General features: G+C 42.7%; 16 protein-coding genes. 13 read left to right on the plus strand and 3 right to left on the minus strand.

Going from position 1 to position 15,082, the window contains the following annotated elements; genetic code table 11:
• Positions 1-34: 34 nt before the first annotated feature.
• From BJP34_RS18595 to BJP34_RS18635, 9 genes are all read left to right on the plus strand, one after another.
• Entirely contained in the window at positions 35-2,095 is a 2,061-nt protein-coding gene (locus BJP34_RS18595; protein ID WP_070393627.1) for an AAA-like domain-containing protein, read from the plus strand.
• Between the two features lie 266 nt (positions 2,096-2,361).
• On the plus strand, positions 2,362-2,727 hold the full coding sequence (locus BJP34_RS50075) for a hypothetical protein (RefSeq protein ID WP_324610941.1): 366 nt from the start codon (positions 2,362-2,364) through the stop codon (positions 2,725-2,727).
• Between the two features lie 12 nt (positions 2,728-2,739).
• The gene (locus tag BJP34_RS50080; RefSeq protein ID WP_070393629.1) at positions 2,740-3,510 is read left to right on the plus strand and encodes an AAA-like domain-containing protein; all 771 of its coding nucleotides are present in this window, start codon (positions 2,740-2,742) and stop codon (positions 3,508-3,510) included.
• Positions 3,511-3,518: 8 nt separating this feature from the next.
• A complete protein-coding gene (locus BJP34_RS18610; protein ID WP_070393630.1) occupies positions 3,519-3,746 on the plus strand; it encodes a hypothetical protein in 228 nt (75 codons plus the stop codon).
• 50 nt (positions 3,747-3,796) lie between these two features.
• Positions 3,797-4,390: an IS4 family transposase gene (locus BJP34_RS18615; RefSeq protein ID WP_267876624.1), complete on the plus strand. Its 594-nt coding sequence runs from the start codon at positions 3,797-3,799 to the stop codon at positions 4,388-4,390.
• A 42-nt stretch (positions 4,391-4,432) separates the two neighbouring features.
• Positions 4,433-5,080, plus strand: a complete 648-nt coding sequence (locus tag BJP34_RS18620) for an IS607 family transposase (protein ID WP_070393043.1) — start codon at positions 4,433-4,435, stop codon at positions 5,078-5,080.
• Positions 5,081-5,104: 24 nt separating this feature from the next.
• Positions 5,105-6,238: an RNA-guided endonuclease InsQ/TnpB family protein gene (locus tag BJP34_RS18625; protein WP_083305249.1), complete on the plus strand. Its 1,134-nt coding sequence runs from the start codon at positions 5,105-5,107 to the stop codon at positions 6,236-6,238.
• A gap of 101 nt (positions 6,239-6,339) precedes the next feature.
• A complete protein-coding gene (locus tag BJP34_RS18630; protein ID WP_070393632.1) occupies positions 6,340-7,788 on the plus strand; it encodes a WD40 repeat domain-containing protein in 1,449 nt (482 codons plus the stop codon).
• Positions 7,789-8,115: 327 nt separating this feature from the next.
• On the plus strand, positions 8,116-8,361 hold the full coding sequence (locus tag BJP34_RS18635) for a hypothetical protein (protein ID WP_070393633.1): 246 nt from the start codon (positions 8,116-8,118) through the stop codon (positions 8,359-8,361).
• On the opposite strand, the gene BJP34_RS40170 is transcribed toward BJP34_RS18635, so the two are convergent.
• A complete protein-coding gene (locus BJP34_RS40170) occupies positions 8,353-8,547 on the minus strand; it encodes a hypothetical protein (RefSeq protein ID WP_149031047.1) in 195 nt (64 codons plus the stop codon). The genes BJP34_RS18635 and BJP34_RS40170 overlap by 9 nt on opposite strands.
• Positions 8,548-8,659: 112 nt before the next feature.
• Positions 8,660-8,785: a hypothetical protein gene (locus BJP34_RS49090; protein WP_267876310.1), complete on the minus strand. Its 126-nt coding sequence runs from the start codon at positions 8,783-8,785 to the stop codon at positions 8,660-8,662.
• Positions 8,786-9,455: 670 nt separating this feature from the next.
• Between BJP34_RS49090 and BJP34_RS18640 the strand changes: the two genes are divergently transcribed.
• From BJP34_RS18640 to BJP34_RS45685, 4 genes are all read left to right on the plus strand, one after another.
• Positions 9,456-11,291: a reverse transcriptase domain-containing protein gene (locus BJP34_RS18640; RefSeq protein WP_070393634.1), complete on the plus strand. Its 1,836-nt coding sequence runs from the start codon at positions 9,456-9,458 to the stop codon at positions 11,289-11,291.
• 175 nt (positions 11,292-11,466) lie between these two features.
• The gene (locus tag BJP34_RS18645) at positions 11,467-11,664 is read left to right on the plus strand and encodes a hypothetical protein (RefSeq protein ID WP_070393635.1); all 198 of its coding nucleotides are present in this window, start codon (positions 11,467-11,469) and stop codon (positions 11,662-11,664) included.
• A 397-nt stretch (positions 11,665-12,061) separates the two neighbouring features.
• The gene (locus BJP34_RS47625; protein WP_229424472.1) at positions 12,062-12,421 is read left to right on the plus strand and encodes a methyltransferase family protein; all 360 of its coding nucleotides are present in this window, start codon (positions 12,062-12,064) and stop codon (positions 12,419-12,421) included.
• A gap of 96 nt (positions 12,422-12,517) precedes the next feature.
• Positions 12,518-12,694 carry a hypothetical protein gene (locus BJP34_RS45685; RefSeq protein WP_168166516.1) on the plus strand — a complete coding sequence of 59 codons (177 nt, stop codon included), beginning with the start codon at positions 12,518-12,520 and terminating at the stop codon, positions 12,692-12,694.
• On the opposite strand, the gene BJP34_RS18655 is transcribed toward BJP34_RS45685, so the two are convergent.
• Positions 12,654-14,678: a hypothetical protein gene (locus tag BJP34_RS18655; protein ID WP_070393637.1), complete on the minus strand. Its 2,025-nt coding sequence runs from the start codon at positions 14,676-14,678 to the stop codon at positions 12,654-12,656. The two genes, BJP34_RS45685 and BJP34_RS18655, sit on opposite strands and share 41 nt — an antisense overlap.
• Positions 14,679-15,082 lie beyond the last annotated feature (404 nt).

Below are 15,082 nucleotides of genomic sequence, written 5' to 3' on the forward strand. Positions count from 1 at the left end.
CAAATTAATATTCTGGATAGGTTGGGTATCTCCAATGAAGACTAATAAGCATCGGTCAGTCTGTGGGAAATTTAAACAGCGGTTAAATAACGCAGTTAAACGCTGGTTTAATTCCCCTAAAAATCGTCATAGCAGCACCACACAATCAATAGCTGTTACTGTGGGAGAGCCTTATGTTCCCTACAAACCTCCCTCAATTACTCAGCCACCTAACCACAGCTACGGCGTAAGTACTATTACCTGGCCCCCTGGTTATCGGCTACAAAAGGGTAAGTACACCATCGAAAAAAAACTAGGAGAAGGTGGGCTGGGTATTACCTATTTAGCCCGAACTAAAACAGGCGATCGCATTGTTATCAAAACTATCCTTAATCATGTACTCCGCCAAGATAATCTATTAGAATTTTGGAAAATTTTCGCCAATGAAGCGGTAAAATTAGCCCAATGTAGCCGTGGGAATCCTCATCTAGTCCGCTTATCAGAAGAAATTATCCGAGAAGGTGAACTGCCCTGCCTAATCATGGAATACATCGAGGGGGAAACCTTGTCGGCTCTGGTGAAACGGCAGGGTGTGCTCTCAGAAGAGAAAGCCTTGCTCTACATCGGGCAAATTGGTAGCGCCCTCTGGGATATTCATCAGCAAGGGTTGCTCCATCGGGATGTTAAACCTGATAACATCATGGTGGGTCAGGATGGTTCTGGTGCCATGTTGATTGATTTGGGTATTGCTACTAGGTTTGTCCCTGGGGTTACCCAAACTCATCTGTGTGGGCGGACTCCAGGTTATGCTCCTCTGGAACAATATGAGTGGCGTTCGCAACAGGGTCCCTACACCGATGTTTATGCTTTGGCCGCTACCTTTTATGTTCTCTTAACTGGAAATAAACCAGTACCAGCTGACGAGCGGGTTGAGGGAGCTGTATTACCACCACCAAACCATTTTAATCCCCAGATTAGCGGACGCATAAATCGAGCCATTCTCAATGCCATGAATTTGGTGGCTAGCGCTCGCCCTCAGTCTATACCAGAATTTTTAACATTACTCGGTATTGAATTACCAACTAATAATAGCAACATTAATAGCACAAATAGCACCAATAATCAACCACAAACAACCGCTAAAGTTGGAGACTGTTATATAGAACGTCCCCAAGATGCTGAGTGTTATCAAACGATTTTACAACCAGGGGCGTTAATTCGTATTAAAGCACCCAAGCTGATGGGTAAAACCTTACTCAGTAATAGGATTATTGCTTATGCTAAGTCTCGGGGTTATGGAACGGTTTATTTTAATCTGAATCAGTTACCTTGCCATGACTTGGATGCATTTTTGCAGTCGTTTTGTGTACGAGTTGGTGACAATTTGGGCTTATCAGACCAGTTGGATAAGTATTGGAGTAAACGGTTATATAGTAAGGTAAATTGTCAACGATATTTTGAGCAGTATCTGTTAGCATCTTTATCCAGTCCTGTAGTTTTGTGCTTGGATGAAGTAGACCGAGTGTTTCCTTATCCAGAAATAGCTGGAGAATTTCTAGGGTTGCTGCGCACGTGGCATGAGGATGCTAAAAATAATCAACTTTGGAAAAACCTGCGGTTGATTGTCGTTTATTCTACAGAAGTTTATATTGAATTAGATATCAATCAGTCTCCTTTTAATGTGGGAGCCGCAGTAGAGTTATCGGATTTTTACTTAGATAAAATTCAGAGTTTAGCTGGGCGTTATGGTTTAAATTTATCCATTGAATCAGGGCAAAAATTAATGGGTATCGTAGGGGGACATTCTTATTTATTGAACCTGGCTTTCTCTACTCTTAGCAAACATCCCAACATGACTATGGAGCATCTTTTAGAAACCGCCCCCACAGAATCAGGGATTTATCGCCATCATTTGCGAGAACTTTTAAATAATCTCATTCTCCATCCCAATTTACTAAACCCTTTCAAAAAATTACTGAAAACTACTAAAGCTGTGCGCCTGGGGTGTAAGGAAACCTATCTGTTAGAAAGTCTGGGATTAGTCAGAGCAATCGGTAATGATTGTATTCCTCGATATAATTTGTATCGTCAGTATTTTAGTAACAGGCTTTTCTAGAAAGGGAGCAGGGAGCAGGGAGCAGGGAGCAGGTAAGAGGCAATAGGCATGCTAGCAATAGGCAAAATAAATCCACCACCTAACCCCCGATTATAAATATATTCGGAGTTTTATTGTCCAATAAAAAAAGATATCCTAGTTGACATATCAAATACAAATCCGATAGCTGATATAGGGTTTATAAATGAATTGTAAACAGCGATTATAGTTTTTTCCATTCCAAAAAATCCCTATATAATAGTTGATTAGCTCTTGCCTCTTGCCTCTTGCCTCTTGCCTCTTGCCTCTTGCCTTTTGCCTCTTGCCTCTTGCCTCTTGCCTCTTGCCTCTTGCCTTTCTACTCCCTACTCCCTACTCCCTTTCTGATCATGACCAACCAATCAACAATCTACCAAGTTGGGGGAAGTTTACCTCAAGATGCCACAACTTATGCTAAGCGAAAAGCTGATGACGAAATTTTTCAGGCTTTGATGGCTGGGGAATTTTGTTATGTGCTCAACTCCCGACAGATGGGTAAATCCAGTTTGCGGGTACAAACTATGAAGCGTCTCCAGGAAGCAGGAGTAGCCTGTGGTTGTATCGATTTTACCATGATTGGAAAAGAGAATATACCGCTAGAAATGTGGTATTAAAGCTTGATAGTGATGCTGGTGGATGAGTTTAAGCTATCAGATAAGTTTGATGAAGAGGCTTGGTTTCGAGAAACAGAACACATCGCTCCCTTGTTAGGATTTGGCAAGTTTATTGAATCGGTATTGTTGGAAACTATTCCAGAAACTATTGTTATCTTTCTAGATGAAATTGATAGTATTATTAAATTAGGGTTTAAAGATGATTTCTTTGCTTTTATTCGCAGTTGTTATAACAAACGAGCGGAAAATCCTGCCTACAATCGCCTGAGTTTTTGTTTGCTGGGAGTAGCAACTCCAGCGGATTTGATTCAGGATAAACAGCGCACTCCCTTTAATATTGGTCGGGATATTGAACTGACTGGGTTTACCTTTGAAGAAGCCAAAACACCACTGCTCCCTGGTTTAGTAGGGAAAGTGGATAATCCTGAACAGGTGTTAGGTGAGATATTGACCTGGACAGGGGGACAACCGTTTCTGACTCAGAAGTTGTGTAAGTTAATGGTGGACAATGCTCTGGCTTCCCCCTTATTAAGGGGGACGGGAGGGGGATCCCATGGCAGCACTTCTGGAGGAGGATCCCCCCTAACCCCCCTTAACAAGGGGGGAACTGGAGTTGAGGGAACTTCTCGAGGGGAATCTAACCCTGTTCTGGCTTCCCCCTTATTAAGGGGGACGGGAGGGGGATCCCATGGCAGCAATTCTGGAGGGGGATCCATCCACAGCCGTTCAAGACTGGGATCCCCCCTAACCCCCCTTAACAAGCTATCCATTAGGCAAAAGTAGTCGAAACAGTGATAGAGACTAGAATTGAGGTAAGGATTGACAGAGGAGTGGTCAGAGCCATTATTAGACTAACAGGGGTCTCCTTTGACTGCGATCGCGTTCATCACAAATGGGATTGCCTAGGGCAGCAGCTTGCGCTGATCGCACTTAAGAAGGAGCACCCTCGCGGGAGTGGACTCGGAGGCATTGGTTGTGAGAGTATCAGAGGAAAAAGTAAATCAGCAGATGAAGAATAACAAATGAAGGATTGGATCAGCCAGGAAATAAATCCTAAATTTTTCAGGACATACGCCATGCCAAAAGATTGAGAAAGACACTTTTGCTCTTAAGTGAGCATCCAGCAGAAACAGTACCAAAAGCGAGTGGAAATGCCAGCAACAGCCAAAGTATATACAGGTTTTGGTCAAATAAGAAAGTGAAACAGACTGACTTATTGGCTTCACACAGGGAAGCGGTAGTGAGGAGGTGTGTCGAAGCAGGAGTAGTGCTGGCAATACAGGACACGACGGACTTGGAGTATACGACACATGAAGCCACGAAGGGTTTGGGATATATCAATCAGACCAAGCAGCAAGGAATCAAAGTTCATAGCTGTATAGCTGTGAGTGCCAAAGGAGAGCCATTGGGACTGCTACATCAGCAGAGTTGGACAAGAAAGCACAGGAGTGGAAAGAAAAAAGAACGCAAGAAAAAACCGATTCAAGAAAAAGAAAGCTATCGATGGTTACAGACTGTTACAGGAGCTGAGGAAGGACTAGCCGAAAAAGCGAAGGTCATACATCTTGCTGATCGCGAGGCCGATATCTTCGAGTTGTTCGCCCAAAAGCGCTGTGCCAATAGCGAATTACTGATTCGAGGAGAGTTGACAATTAGTCCTTGAATCATCCACAATCTTCGACAAACCTACACAGGATTGTCGAAGATGCATTATCGTCCTCATGAATTCGCCAAAATCGCCGGTGTCACCGTTAGAACTCTCCAGCGTTGGGATATTTCGGGAAAATTGGTAGCCGATCGCAGCCTTGGCAATCATCGTATTTACACCCAGAAGCATATCAATCAACTTAAAGGTCTATCCCGTGATCATGCCAAGCGGCTGGTAGTTGTTTATTGTCGCGTATCATCCCCCGCTCTCAAACCCGAACTTGAAAACCAGGTCAAAGCTATGGATACCTTCTGCTGTGCTTCTGGAATTCAAATTGATGAAGTGATTAAAGAAGTCGGTGGTGGTCTTAATTTCAAACGTAAGAAGTTTCTAAACCTGATATTCCGTATGCTATCCGGACAGATTTCTACAATCGTCGTAGCTCACAAAGACCGTCTATGTAGGTTTGCCTTCGAGCTGATCGTTGAGTTAGCTAACTATTGTGATTGTAATATCGTTGTGACTAACAATGAGTCACTTAGTCCCCAACAAGAAATGGTGGAAGACCTGATGGCAATTATTCACTGTTTCTCTTGTCGGCTCTACGGTCTACGTCGATCTGTCCAACCAATTCAAGAAAATATTGACAAAAACATCGACAATCCGGAAAATTGCGCTAAAGTAGAAATGGAAGTACAAGTTTAAGGTCGAATTCCCAGGATACACATCATGTATGCACTCAAACGAGAACTTAAAGTCAATCACAAACAATCTGGCTTCTTAGCTGGTTGCGCTGGCTTCTCTCGGTTCGTATATAACTACGGTCTCAGTATCATGATGTCTTCTTGGGATTTTGACGGTGTTAAAGCTTCGGATGCTAAGCGATTGACTGCTATCAAAAAGATTTTTACCAACGTCACCAAAAAGAATCCTGATTTTGCCTGGTGTAATCAATACTCTTCTCGCATCTATCAAAACTCTTTGAGAGATTTGAAAAAAGCTTTCAGTCGTTGGCGCGATCCGAAGCTTTGTTCAGGGATACCTAAATTTAAAAAGAAACGTCATCAATGTAGTTTTACCGTTGATGATGGACATGGTAAGCGCTTAGTAAAAGCTGGAAAATTGCTCAGGATTCCTACATTAGGAACCTTCCGAATTAAAGAAGCTATTCCGTTTAATTGTGGGTCTCAAACTTTCACAATTTCTCGTGAAGCTGGGAAGTGGTTTGTGTCGTTTAAAATCGAGGCTTGCCCCTTACCATCAATGAAACACACCCATAAAAAAGTTGGTGTTGATTTAGGTGTGAAGTGCTTTGCTACCTTATCTGACCACACCAAGATTGAGACTCCTAGTTCGATTAAGAAAGCGAAAATCAAGCTATCGAAACTACAATGGAGAAATCGGAAAAAGGTGCTAGGCAATGGTCCCAGAAAACAAAAACCTAGTAAGAACGCCCACAAATACTACCAGAAACTTCGTCAGCAACATCAGCATATTGTCAACAGTCGAGAAGACTTTTTACAAAAAGAGACAACTCGATTAGCTCAGACATATCAAGAAATCAAAATCGAAGACTTGAATGTATCAGGGATGCTTGCGAACCACAAATTAGCCGAGGCGATTTCTTTGTTAGGTTTCTATCGATTTAGAGAATTACTAACCTACAAACAAGAATTTCATGGCTTTAAGTTGACGTTGGTCGATCGATGGTTCCCTTCATCTAAAACCTGCCACAAGTGCGGTCATAAGCAAGATATGCCCCTTCAAAAGCGAATTTATGTTTGTGGTGGTTGTGGACTTATTGTTGACCGGGATATCAACGCAGCAATCAATATAGAGGGCTGGGAACCAGGTTTTACATAACACTGTCGGTGGCTACCGATAAAACGCCTGTGGAGTAGAAGAAGCCGTCTTCCTACGTATACAAACGAAGCAGGAATTGGACTTCAGACCGATGTCTAGGTTTGTGTAAGATCCATGAAGCAGGACATCAAAAGTTGGTAAGAAGTGTAAGTTTTAGCCTTGATGGTAAAACCCTGGCTACGGCATCAGACGACGCAACTGTCAGACTCTGGGATTTACAGGGAAAGCAATTAGCTCTGTTGAGAGGACATCAATTCCGGGTAAATAGTGTAAGTTTTAGCCTTGATGGTAAAACCCTGGCTACGGCATCATACGACAAAACGGTCAGACTCTGGGATTTACAGGGAAAGCAATTAGCTCTGTTGAGAGGACATCAATCCTCTGTATCAAGTGTAAGTTTTAGCCGAGATGGTAAGATGCTCGCTTCTGCATCAAAGGACAAAACTGTTAGACTCTGGGATTTACAGGGCAATCAATTAGCTCTGTTGAGAGGACATCAATCCGAGGTAAATAGTGTAAGCTTTAGCCTTGATGGTAAAACCCTGGCTACGGCATCAGACGACAAAACGGTCAGACTCTGGGATTTACAGGGAAAGCAATTAGCTCTATTTCAAGGACATCAATCCTCGCTATCAAGTGTAAGCTTTAGCCCCGATGGTAAGATGCTTGCTAGTGCATCATCGGACAAAACGGTCAGACTCTGGGATTTACAGGGCAATCCATTAGCTCTGTTGAAAGGACATCAATCCGAGGTAAATAGTGTAAGCTTTAGCCCCGATGGTAAGATGCTTGCTAGTGCATCATCGGACAAAACGGTCAGACTCTGGGATTTACAGGGCAATCCATTAGCTCTGTTGAAAGGACATCAAGAGTTGGTATTTAGTATAAGTTTTAGCCCCGATGGTCAGATGCTGGCTACGGCATCATGGGACAAAACGGTCAGACTCTGGGATTTAGAAGGAAATCAATTAGCACTGTTGAAAGGACATCTTGACTGGGTAGAAAGTGTAAGGTTTAGCCCGGATGGTCAGAGGCTGGCTACGGCATCATGGGACAAAACGGTCAGACTCTGGGATTTAGAAGGAAATCAATTAGCACTGTTGAAAGGACATCTTGACTCGGTAGAAAGTGTAAGGTTTAGCCCCGATGGTCAGAGGCTGGCTACGGCATCATGGGACAAAACGGTCAGACTCTGGGATTTAGAAGGAAATCAATTAGCACTGTTGAAAGGACATCTTGACTCGGTAAATAGTGTAAGTTTTAGTACCGATGGTAAAACCCTGGCTACGGCATCAGACAACAAAACGGTCAGACTCTGGGATTTACAGGGCAATCAATTAGCACTGTTGAAAGGACATCTTGACTCGGTAAATAGTGTAAGCTTTAGCCCCGATGGTAAAACCCTGGCTACGGCATCAAGGGACAAAACGGTTAGACTCTGGGCGGTTGAAGATTTAGGTGAGATGCTGGCTAGGGGTTGTAAGTTGCTTGAAGATTACTTTGTAGACCATCCTGAATCCTTAGATAGCTTAAAGAAATGCCAAGATTAAGATGGCAAAATAGCTGCAGCTTCTGGTCTTGTTAAACAAGGTTAGGAGTTAGCTAAAGAGGGGGATATTGAGGGTGCTATTGCTAAGTTTAAAGAAGCCAAAACATGGAATCATAATCTAGAATTAGAGCCAGAGAAAAAAGCCAAACAGCTAGCAGCACCCACTAAAGTTAAACAAGGTCAGCAGTTAGCTAAAGAGGGTAAATTAACCAAAGCCCTATCTCTCTATAAACAAGCACAACAACTAGATCCAAACCTAGACATTGATGCTGATTCTTGGAATCAAATCTGTTGGTTTGGTAGCCTCCATGGATATGCTGCTGAAGTGATGGATGCCTGTGAAAAAGCAGTGGCAAAAGAACCTGAAAATGGAGGAATAAAGGATAGTCGTGGTTTGGCTAGGGCTTTGACTGGGGATACCGCAGGAGCGATATCAGATTTTCAGGCATTTGTAGACTGGATCGATGATGATGAGTTGAAAGCAAAACGGCAAAAATGGATAGATGAGCTCCGGGCTGGTAAGAATCCTTTTACGGAAGAGGTGTTGAAGGGTTTACTTGAGGAGTCATGGTAGGGAAGGTAAGAGGCAATAGGCAATAGGCAATAGGCAATAGGCAATAGGCAATAGGCAATAGGCAATAGGCAATAGGCAATAGGCAATAGGCAATAGGCAATAGGCAATAGGCAATAGGCTGTGGAACTGGCATCTTGCCAGTGTCATGCTTATTGTCGGGCGGGCATCAAGCTGTGGAACTGGCATCTTGCCAGTGTCATGCTTATTGTCGGGCGGGCAGGATGCCCACTCTACTGATATTGATTAGGCAGTAGAACTGGCATCAAGCTGTAGAACTGGCATCTTGCCAGTGTCATGCTTATTGTCGGGCGGGCAGGATGCCCACTCTACTGATATTGATTAGGCAATAGGCAATAGCCAATAGGCAATAGTTTCCCTGCTCCCGATTCCCGACTCCCGAACAGTTTTTTACAAAATTTTTCAAAATATGTTATAATTGAAGTTTATTTGTGCTATACTATAAAGGTGGGCGCGCGCGACGTGAAAGCGTCAAGTTGAACCAAAGCCTGAAATGGCTTTCTGGAGAGTGCATCCTCCAGCCTGCCGAGATGAGGGGGGAAGAGTAATCGGAACCTGAGTGCAGATTCTCGATAAAGTCCTGTAGAAATACAGGAAATAGCACCCAAGGTCGGAATCACACCGCCGCAAGTGCTAGCAGGAAGATACCCAATGGTTAACGAAAGTGAACATCTATAAAAGCTTCGTAACTGTTGAACAGTGAAACGTGATTGAAACACTGTAGCCAAAAGGGCACCGAGTTCGATAATAAGTGATTGGGGATTGCGTCCTTCTCAATCTGATGCAACGAAGAACTCCGGAGCAAAGGATGAACCTAAAGGGATATCGAAAACTTCACTTGATGAACACGGTAACCCCTGAAATTTCAACCGCCAATAAATGGCAAAGCGGATTGCAAAAGAAGCCCAGGGTTGACAGGGAGTAGGAGACCTGAAAAAGCAAATGATGTCACGACGAAAGTCAACGGGAAATCATAACCGGACATATAGATTCCTATGAATCATACCGAGAGGTAGCAGACGTCAGGTTGGTCTAATCAGAATGTTCCAAGAATTGAGGAATAGAGACTCACCCCGATGAAAAGTAGAACCAATACTGGTACTGGAGTCTGGGACTGGACTGAGATAGACTGGAAAGTCATCAATAAACAGGTTCTCAAACTTCAAAGAAGAATATTCAGGGCAACCAAAGAAGCTCAACTAAAAGGCAGCGGATGGGATAAGGTGAAAAATCTGATGAAACTAATTATAAATAGCAAGTCAGCATTAGCCTTAGCAATACAGACAGTTACGGTTAAAAACAAAGGAAGGAACACTCCAGGAATAGACGGTTATGTAGCCATCAAAACCGAAGAGAAAAACCGACTAATGAAAAACTGGAACTGGAATGAAGTAAGCCCCACCAAGAGAGTCTATATACCTAAATCAAATGGGAATAAAAGACCCTTAGGAATACCAACCATAAAAGACCGAATAGGTCAAGCCATAATAAAAATGGCATATGAACCAGTATTCGAGGTAAGCTTTGAACCCAATAGTTACGGATTCAGACCTGGAAGAAGCTGTCACGACGCCATCCAAGAAGTGTTCGCTGGCCTCAAAAAGGGTAGCTCACACCACTGGGTTCTTGATGCAGATATTAAAGGAGCATTTGACAATATATCTCATGGCTTCATCATGGATAAATTGGAAGGACTACCGAAAAGAAGTCTAATCAAGAAATGGCTAAAATGTGGATACGTGGATAACAGGATATTCCATCCAACCAACTCAGGAACACCCCAAGGCGGAATCATCAGCCCACTACTAGCAAATATAGCCCTCGATGGACTCCAAGAAGTCATATCCGAAAAATGTAAGATAGATTACACAACTCGAAGTAGAGGGAAAACCATAAATAAGAAAAAGGAGGTAGATAAATACAGATTTGCTAGATACGCAGATGACTTCGTAATCACCAGCCAAACAAAAGAAAACCTGGAAGAAATAATCCCCAGAGTAGAAAAATGGCTAAGAGAAAGGGGGCTGGAACTCAACAGAGAAAAGACCAAAATCAGAAACATAATAGAAGAAGGTTTTTCCTTCCTGGGGTTCCAGATTCAACAAAGAAAGACAAAAACCCTGAGATTAGATAGCAAGAGGTACAAGAAGAAAGCACGAAAAATGCTTAAAAATCTAAAACCAAATGCTATAAGAATCCCGACACCAAACGCCAAAATCAGGGAGGAAATATGCTATTCATGTATAATAACACCTGACCAGGAAGAAGTTAAGAGATTCTTAAAGGAAATTCGTAGCATACTCAAGAATGAAGCTAGGGCACTAAATACAGAAGATGTAATCAAAAAGCTAAATCCGAAGATTAGAGGATGGCTAAACTATTACAGATTCGTATGCTCCAAGAAAACATTCAACAATGTAAGGTGGAAAATTCTCAGTTCCATATACAGGTATCTAAAGAGACAACATCCAAAGAAAGCCTGGAAGTGGATTAAGAGGAAATACTTCAAAACCATTGACAAAGATACCTTGAACTTCTTCACCATATCAAGTGGAAAAAGAAAGAAAGAGGAAATCCTAGTCAACGCAGCCAAAGATGTACCTATTATCAGATTTGAAAAGGTAAAAGGAAACTCATCCCCCTTTGACCCTGACCTAAAAGAATATTGGAAGAAAAGGAAGACTAAATGGGGGAAGTCCAAATTTGCCAAAGGTAGCAAATACGAAAAGGTATATATTCACCAAAAAGGGATATGTCCTATTTGCAATCTACCTATCGAACTCGATGATAACTTCGAGGTACATCATACCATACCTATCAAGCGAGGCGGAAACAGTGAAACTAAGAATCTACAGATTCTACATAGTCACTGTCACAAAGCCAAACATAAGAAGCTTCACCAGGATACCTGATTAGGCTTGAGCCGGATGAGTATGAAAGTCTCAAGTCCGGTTCTTAGGGGAGGGAGAGATGGTAACATTTCTCACCTTACCCGACTGAGACGCCCAGAGTCAAGAGCTAGCCCGTAGATTTTGGACTTTCGGCGGGCTAGCTCTGGCTCCCCAATCACAAGGAGATACTTTCATAATGACCTATTCTGAACGCCTTCATCCATGGGTGGTCATGCGGCTGTTACCGAAAATGCAGCGAGTTGTTGTTGCTCGCTTCCGCAACCGGTCGGATGCGGAGGGACATTTGTGGGCTCTGAAGCGATTAATGCCTGATGCGGAATTTATAATTATTTTTGATGTGGGGAATAATAATCCGATGGATGAAGAATCCTAGGAATTGACATACTAAGCATTCAGCAGTCAGCAGTCAGTCGTCAGTCGTCAGCCTTTAGCTGATAGCTGATAGCTGAATGCTTATACATTGACTAAATTTGATTACTGGAGCTATTCCAGCAATTGATGCTATCTCTAACCATAAATTATTTGGACGTAAAAGTGATCATGCCAAAAACCCTACTAAATAAAACATCATGCTAGTATTAAAATCTTGTGCCCTACTCTTATTCACAACTTGTTTGATAAGTTTTTCTTGGGCAGGCGTTGCTTTATTTACTCGGCCTAACGGCACTCCAAATGGTTTGAGGATTCTGTTTTTTTTATGGACACTATTAATAGTTATACAGGTCAGTACGATCGTTCTTACTGAAGAAACCAATTTAATCCTAGGGTTAATGGGACTGAGTATCTATATCATCTCATTAGTTTTGTTTTGGTGGGCAGTTAAAACAACTAAGGAAAAGCCTTTGTCTCTTTGCTATTCCGATGATTTACCAAACCACATCATTACCACTGGCCCCTATAAATTCCTTCGTAATCCCTTTTACACATCCTACCTGCTTTCTGTGCTAGCTGGTGTTTTTGTTAGTAATCAACTCTGGCTAATAATCACAGTAGTAGTAATGTTTGTTCCCTACTATCAAGTTGCTCGCGAAGAAGAAGCTAAATTTTTAGCTAGTAGTTTTGCGGCTGACTATAAAGTGTATAAGGAAAACACAGGAATGTTTTTACCTAAGTTATTCCTGTTCCCTTAGCGTGGGCGGCAGTAAACATGCAGCAGGCAACGGGCAAGATGCCCGTTCCACAATGATTGCTGATTGCTGATTGCTGATCTAGCGGTTTTCAATGTGGTGAGGTACAGAGTTTCTGGTTTTCGGAAACAGGGAACAGGATCCCGATTCCCGATTCCCGATTCCCTACTCCCTACTCCCTACTCCCTACTCCCTACTCCCTACTCCCTACTCCCTATTCCCTATTCCCTTCTATTCAAAATGGCCACAACCGTTGCAGCAACCGCCAAATTTTAACCACTAACTCTTCTATCCAAAGCATGGTGATGTCTAACCACTCTAACACTCGTTCTAAAGGATGCTTAATATATCCTTCTGGAGTTGCTTTAGTGTCAATGCAGTCTTGATCTGGCTCTACATCACTATCGTTTCTATAGTTAGCGATCGCACTATTTTCTTCTCCTTTAAATTCTTTAAGCTTGCTGTTACCCGAATTAACAACTGCTAGAGGTGGATATTTAGATTTTTGGGGAGTAGTTTTTTCTAAATTATCCTGAATTTGGGACAGGTCTGGTGATTTTTCAGTCCTGGAATTTTTAGTCTGGGTGATGGATGGTTTGGGTTGAACATTTGAGGATTTATTTCTTGAGATAATCAGCTTACCTGGAGCCTTTAGTAAGTTCAGGTATCGCTTAAAGAGGGTCCAAATAGACTTTTCTAACTTCACAGGAATCTTGCTGTTGAATCCTTCTGGTAACTGATGTCTAGATTGAAGATTAGCAACCGGTAATTCTGCCTGATTTCCGGAGTTGGAGGTTGAGGAAGATAAATTTTGCGAGTGGTCATATCCATCTGGGTTGCCCCATAAATCGTTATAGGATAACCAAGGGTCAGATTCATCTGATTTAGACCGAGATGGTGTTGAGTTGGATGGTTTTAATGACGGGGAAAGTGGAGGGGAATTATCTTCTGATAGCTGATGGGCTTCTGGGTATAAATCATTGCTGTTTGCTCCTGGTAAACCCTCTCCAGAACCAGAAGTAATTTCGGATTGTTCTGAGGAACCAGTCAAACTAAAATTAGATGATTTGCTACCAAAGAAATAGTCAACCGCAGCATAGATTAAGCTTAAGAGTTTAAGTCGGTTAGTGTCAGACCCTGCGGTTACCTCCTCTGAGCTATTAGGCTTAATAAATGGTTTTTGTAGGGCTTGAATCAGCTGATTAGTACTCTGGCGAAGGGTTAGGGGGATTTGCTTACTCAGTTTAACCACCACTTCCGATCGTTGTACTAATTGGTGTGATTCCAGTTCCAGCAATTTGTTATCCAGGAAAGTTAATAGGTCTTGAATTGGGCTAGAAGGTGATAGCTGGAATGGTTTGAGTTTAAGTTGTCGGTGATTAGAGGTGGCTGATTGACCCTTGGAAACAGCTCGAATGATCCTCGATTCCCCGAACAGATTAATTGCGATCGCTACAGGACTAGTTTGCACCCACGCCATCAATCGCCAGAATAGCCTGATCGGTGGAAAAATAGGGGGGTGATCTAAGGTAGCAAGGGAAGGGGATGCTTTTTTGCCCTCTAACGAGTGGGCTAAACGCCATTTACGCAGTAAGTCAGCCACCTCCCAGCTGATTCTGGATGTTAGTTTTTGCTGCTGCTGGGGTGTCAATATATCCAGAATTTGATTTTCCACTGTCACCAGCACTAGACCCCTGTTGTCCAATAAACAAGCTACTCCCTGAATCAGCATATGCTCATTGGTTGGGGTTTGAGCTGGGGTTTGATTTGGGGTTGCCCATTGTCCTGGGGTTACAGCTTGCCCATTATTTAGGCTTACTACAGGTTGCCCGTTATTTAGGTATGTTCCCCTTTGCCGTTCGATTAGGATAGGTTGCCCGTTATTTAGGGTTACAGGTTGTCCGTTCGACGGTTTTAGGTTCTCTAGATCAAGTTCAAGGGTAAACTTGCCAAGGTTCAACTCTTGTAAAACTCGCTGAATTGCTGTATCTGCTTCTGGCGGTGTTTCTTGGGGCTGCGCGTGGCTAAATGTCCCTAATTGGGGCAATCCAGCTTTTACCGAAGAGGAGATTTGACGCCCAGCGGATAAACTAGCTTGCACCAGTAGGTAAACCGGATAAAGTAAAATTTGTCCTCCCCATACCCCTGCAACCTTTAAATGGCGTATTGTACGTTGAATTTGGTCAGCAAACCGTTGAGATTGTCGATTGATCAAGTTAAACAATCTACTGCGATAGGGACCTTTGGCAGGGGAAGACATGATGGTTATTGTTTGGGTAAGGGATTAGCTATAGCGTTTGTATCTCAGTTGTGAACACACGAATTCTTGAAAAAGGCAAAAGGCATGCTAGCAATAGGCAAGAGGGGAAAGAGCTCCTCAGTTTTATTGTCCAATAAAAAAAGACCTTTTAGGTTTACATCTAAAATACAAACGCGCTTATCAGCCTGATAGACATTTAAGCTGCATCTATACCAGGAACTGGTTATTGGTTGACAGTTGACGGCTAGCGCTCATCGCACTACTGATTAAGCTGTTTGACATTGATACAAGCTCAAAAGCTTTTGTAGTCAACTTTTAGGTGCGACCCGTGGCGAATTTAATTCTTCATAGGTCAAGGGCACCTTTGCCTCTAGCATGAATGCCTCTTGCTTTGCGCGTAGCGC

The sequence above is a fragment of the Moorena producens PAL-8-15-08-1 genome (genome assembly GCF_001767235.1).
GTDB lineage: Bacteria > Cyanobacteriota > Cyanobacteriia > Cyanobacteriales > Coleofasciculaceae > Moorena > Moorena producens_A.

Excerpts from the sequence above, each read along its gene's own strand:
- BJP34_RS18620 (WP_070393043.1), top strand. The coding sequence starts at position 4,433 with ATGCATTATCGTCCTCATGAATTCGCCAAAATCGCCGGTGTCACCGTT.
- BJP34_RS50080 (WP_070393629.1), top strand. The coding sequence starts at position 2,740 with ATGCTGGTGGATGAGTTTAAGCTATCAGATAAGTTTGATGAAGAGGCT.
- BJP34_RS40170 (WP_149031047.1), bottom strand. The coding sequence starts at position 8,547 with ATGCCAGTTCCACAGCTTGATGCCCGCCCGACAATAAGCATGACACTG.
- BJP34_RS18655 (WP_070393637.1), bottom strand. The coding sequence starts at position 14,678 with ATGTCTTCCCCTGCCAAAGGTCCCTATCGCAGTAGATTGTTTAACTTG.
- BJP34_RS18595 (WP_070393627.1), top strand. The coding sequence starts at position 35 with ATGAAGACTAATAAGCATCGGTCAGTCTGTGGGAAATTTAAACAGCGG.
- BJP34_RS18645 (WP_070393635.1), top strand. The coding sequence starts at position 11,467 with ATGACCTATTCTGAACGCCTTCATCCATGGGTGGTCATGCGGCTGTTA.
- BJP34_RS18635 (WP_070393633.1), top strand. The coding sequence starts at position 8,116 with ATGGATGCCTGTGAAAAAGCAGTGGCAAAAGAACCTGAAAATGGAGGA.
- BJP34_RS47625 (WP_229424472.1), top strand. The coding sequence starts at position 12,062 with ATGGGACTGAGTATCTATATCATCTCATTAGTTTTGTTTTGGTGGGCA.
- BJP34_RS18640 (WP_070393634.1), top strand. The coding sequence starts at position 9,456 with ATGAAAAGTAGAACCAATACTGGTACTGGAGTCTGGGACTGGACTGAG.
- BJP34_RS18625 (WP_083305249.1), top strand. The coding sequence starts at position 5,105 with ATGTATGCACTCAAACGAGAACTTAAAGTCAATCACAAACAATCTGGC.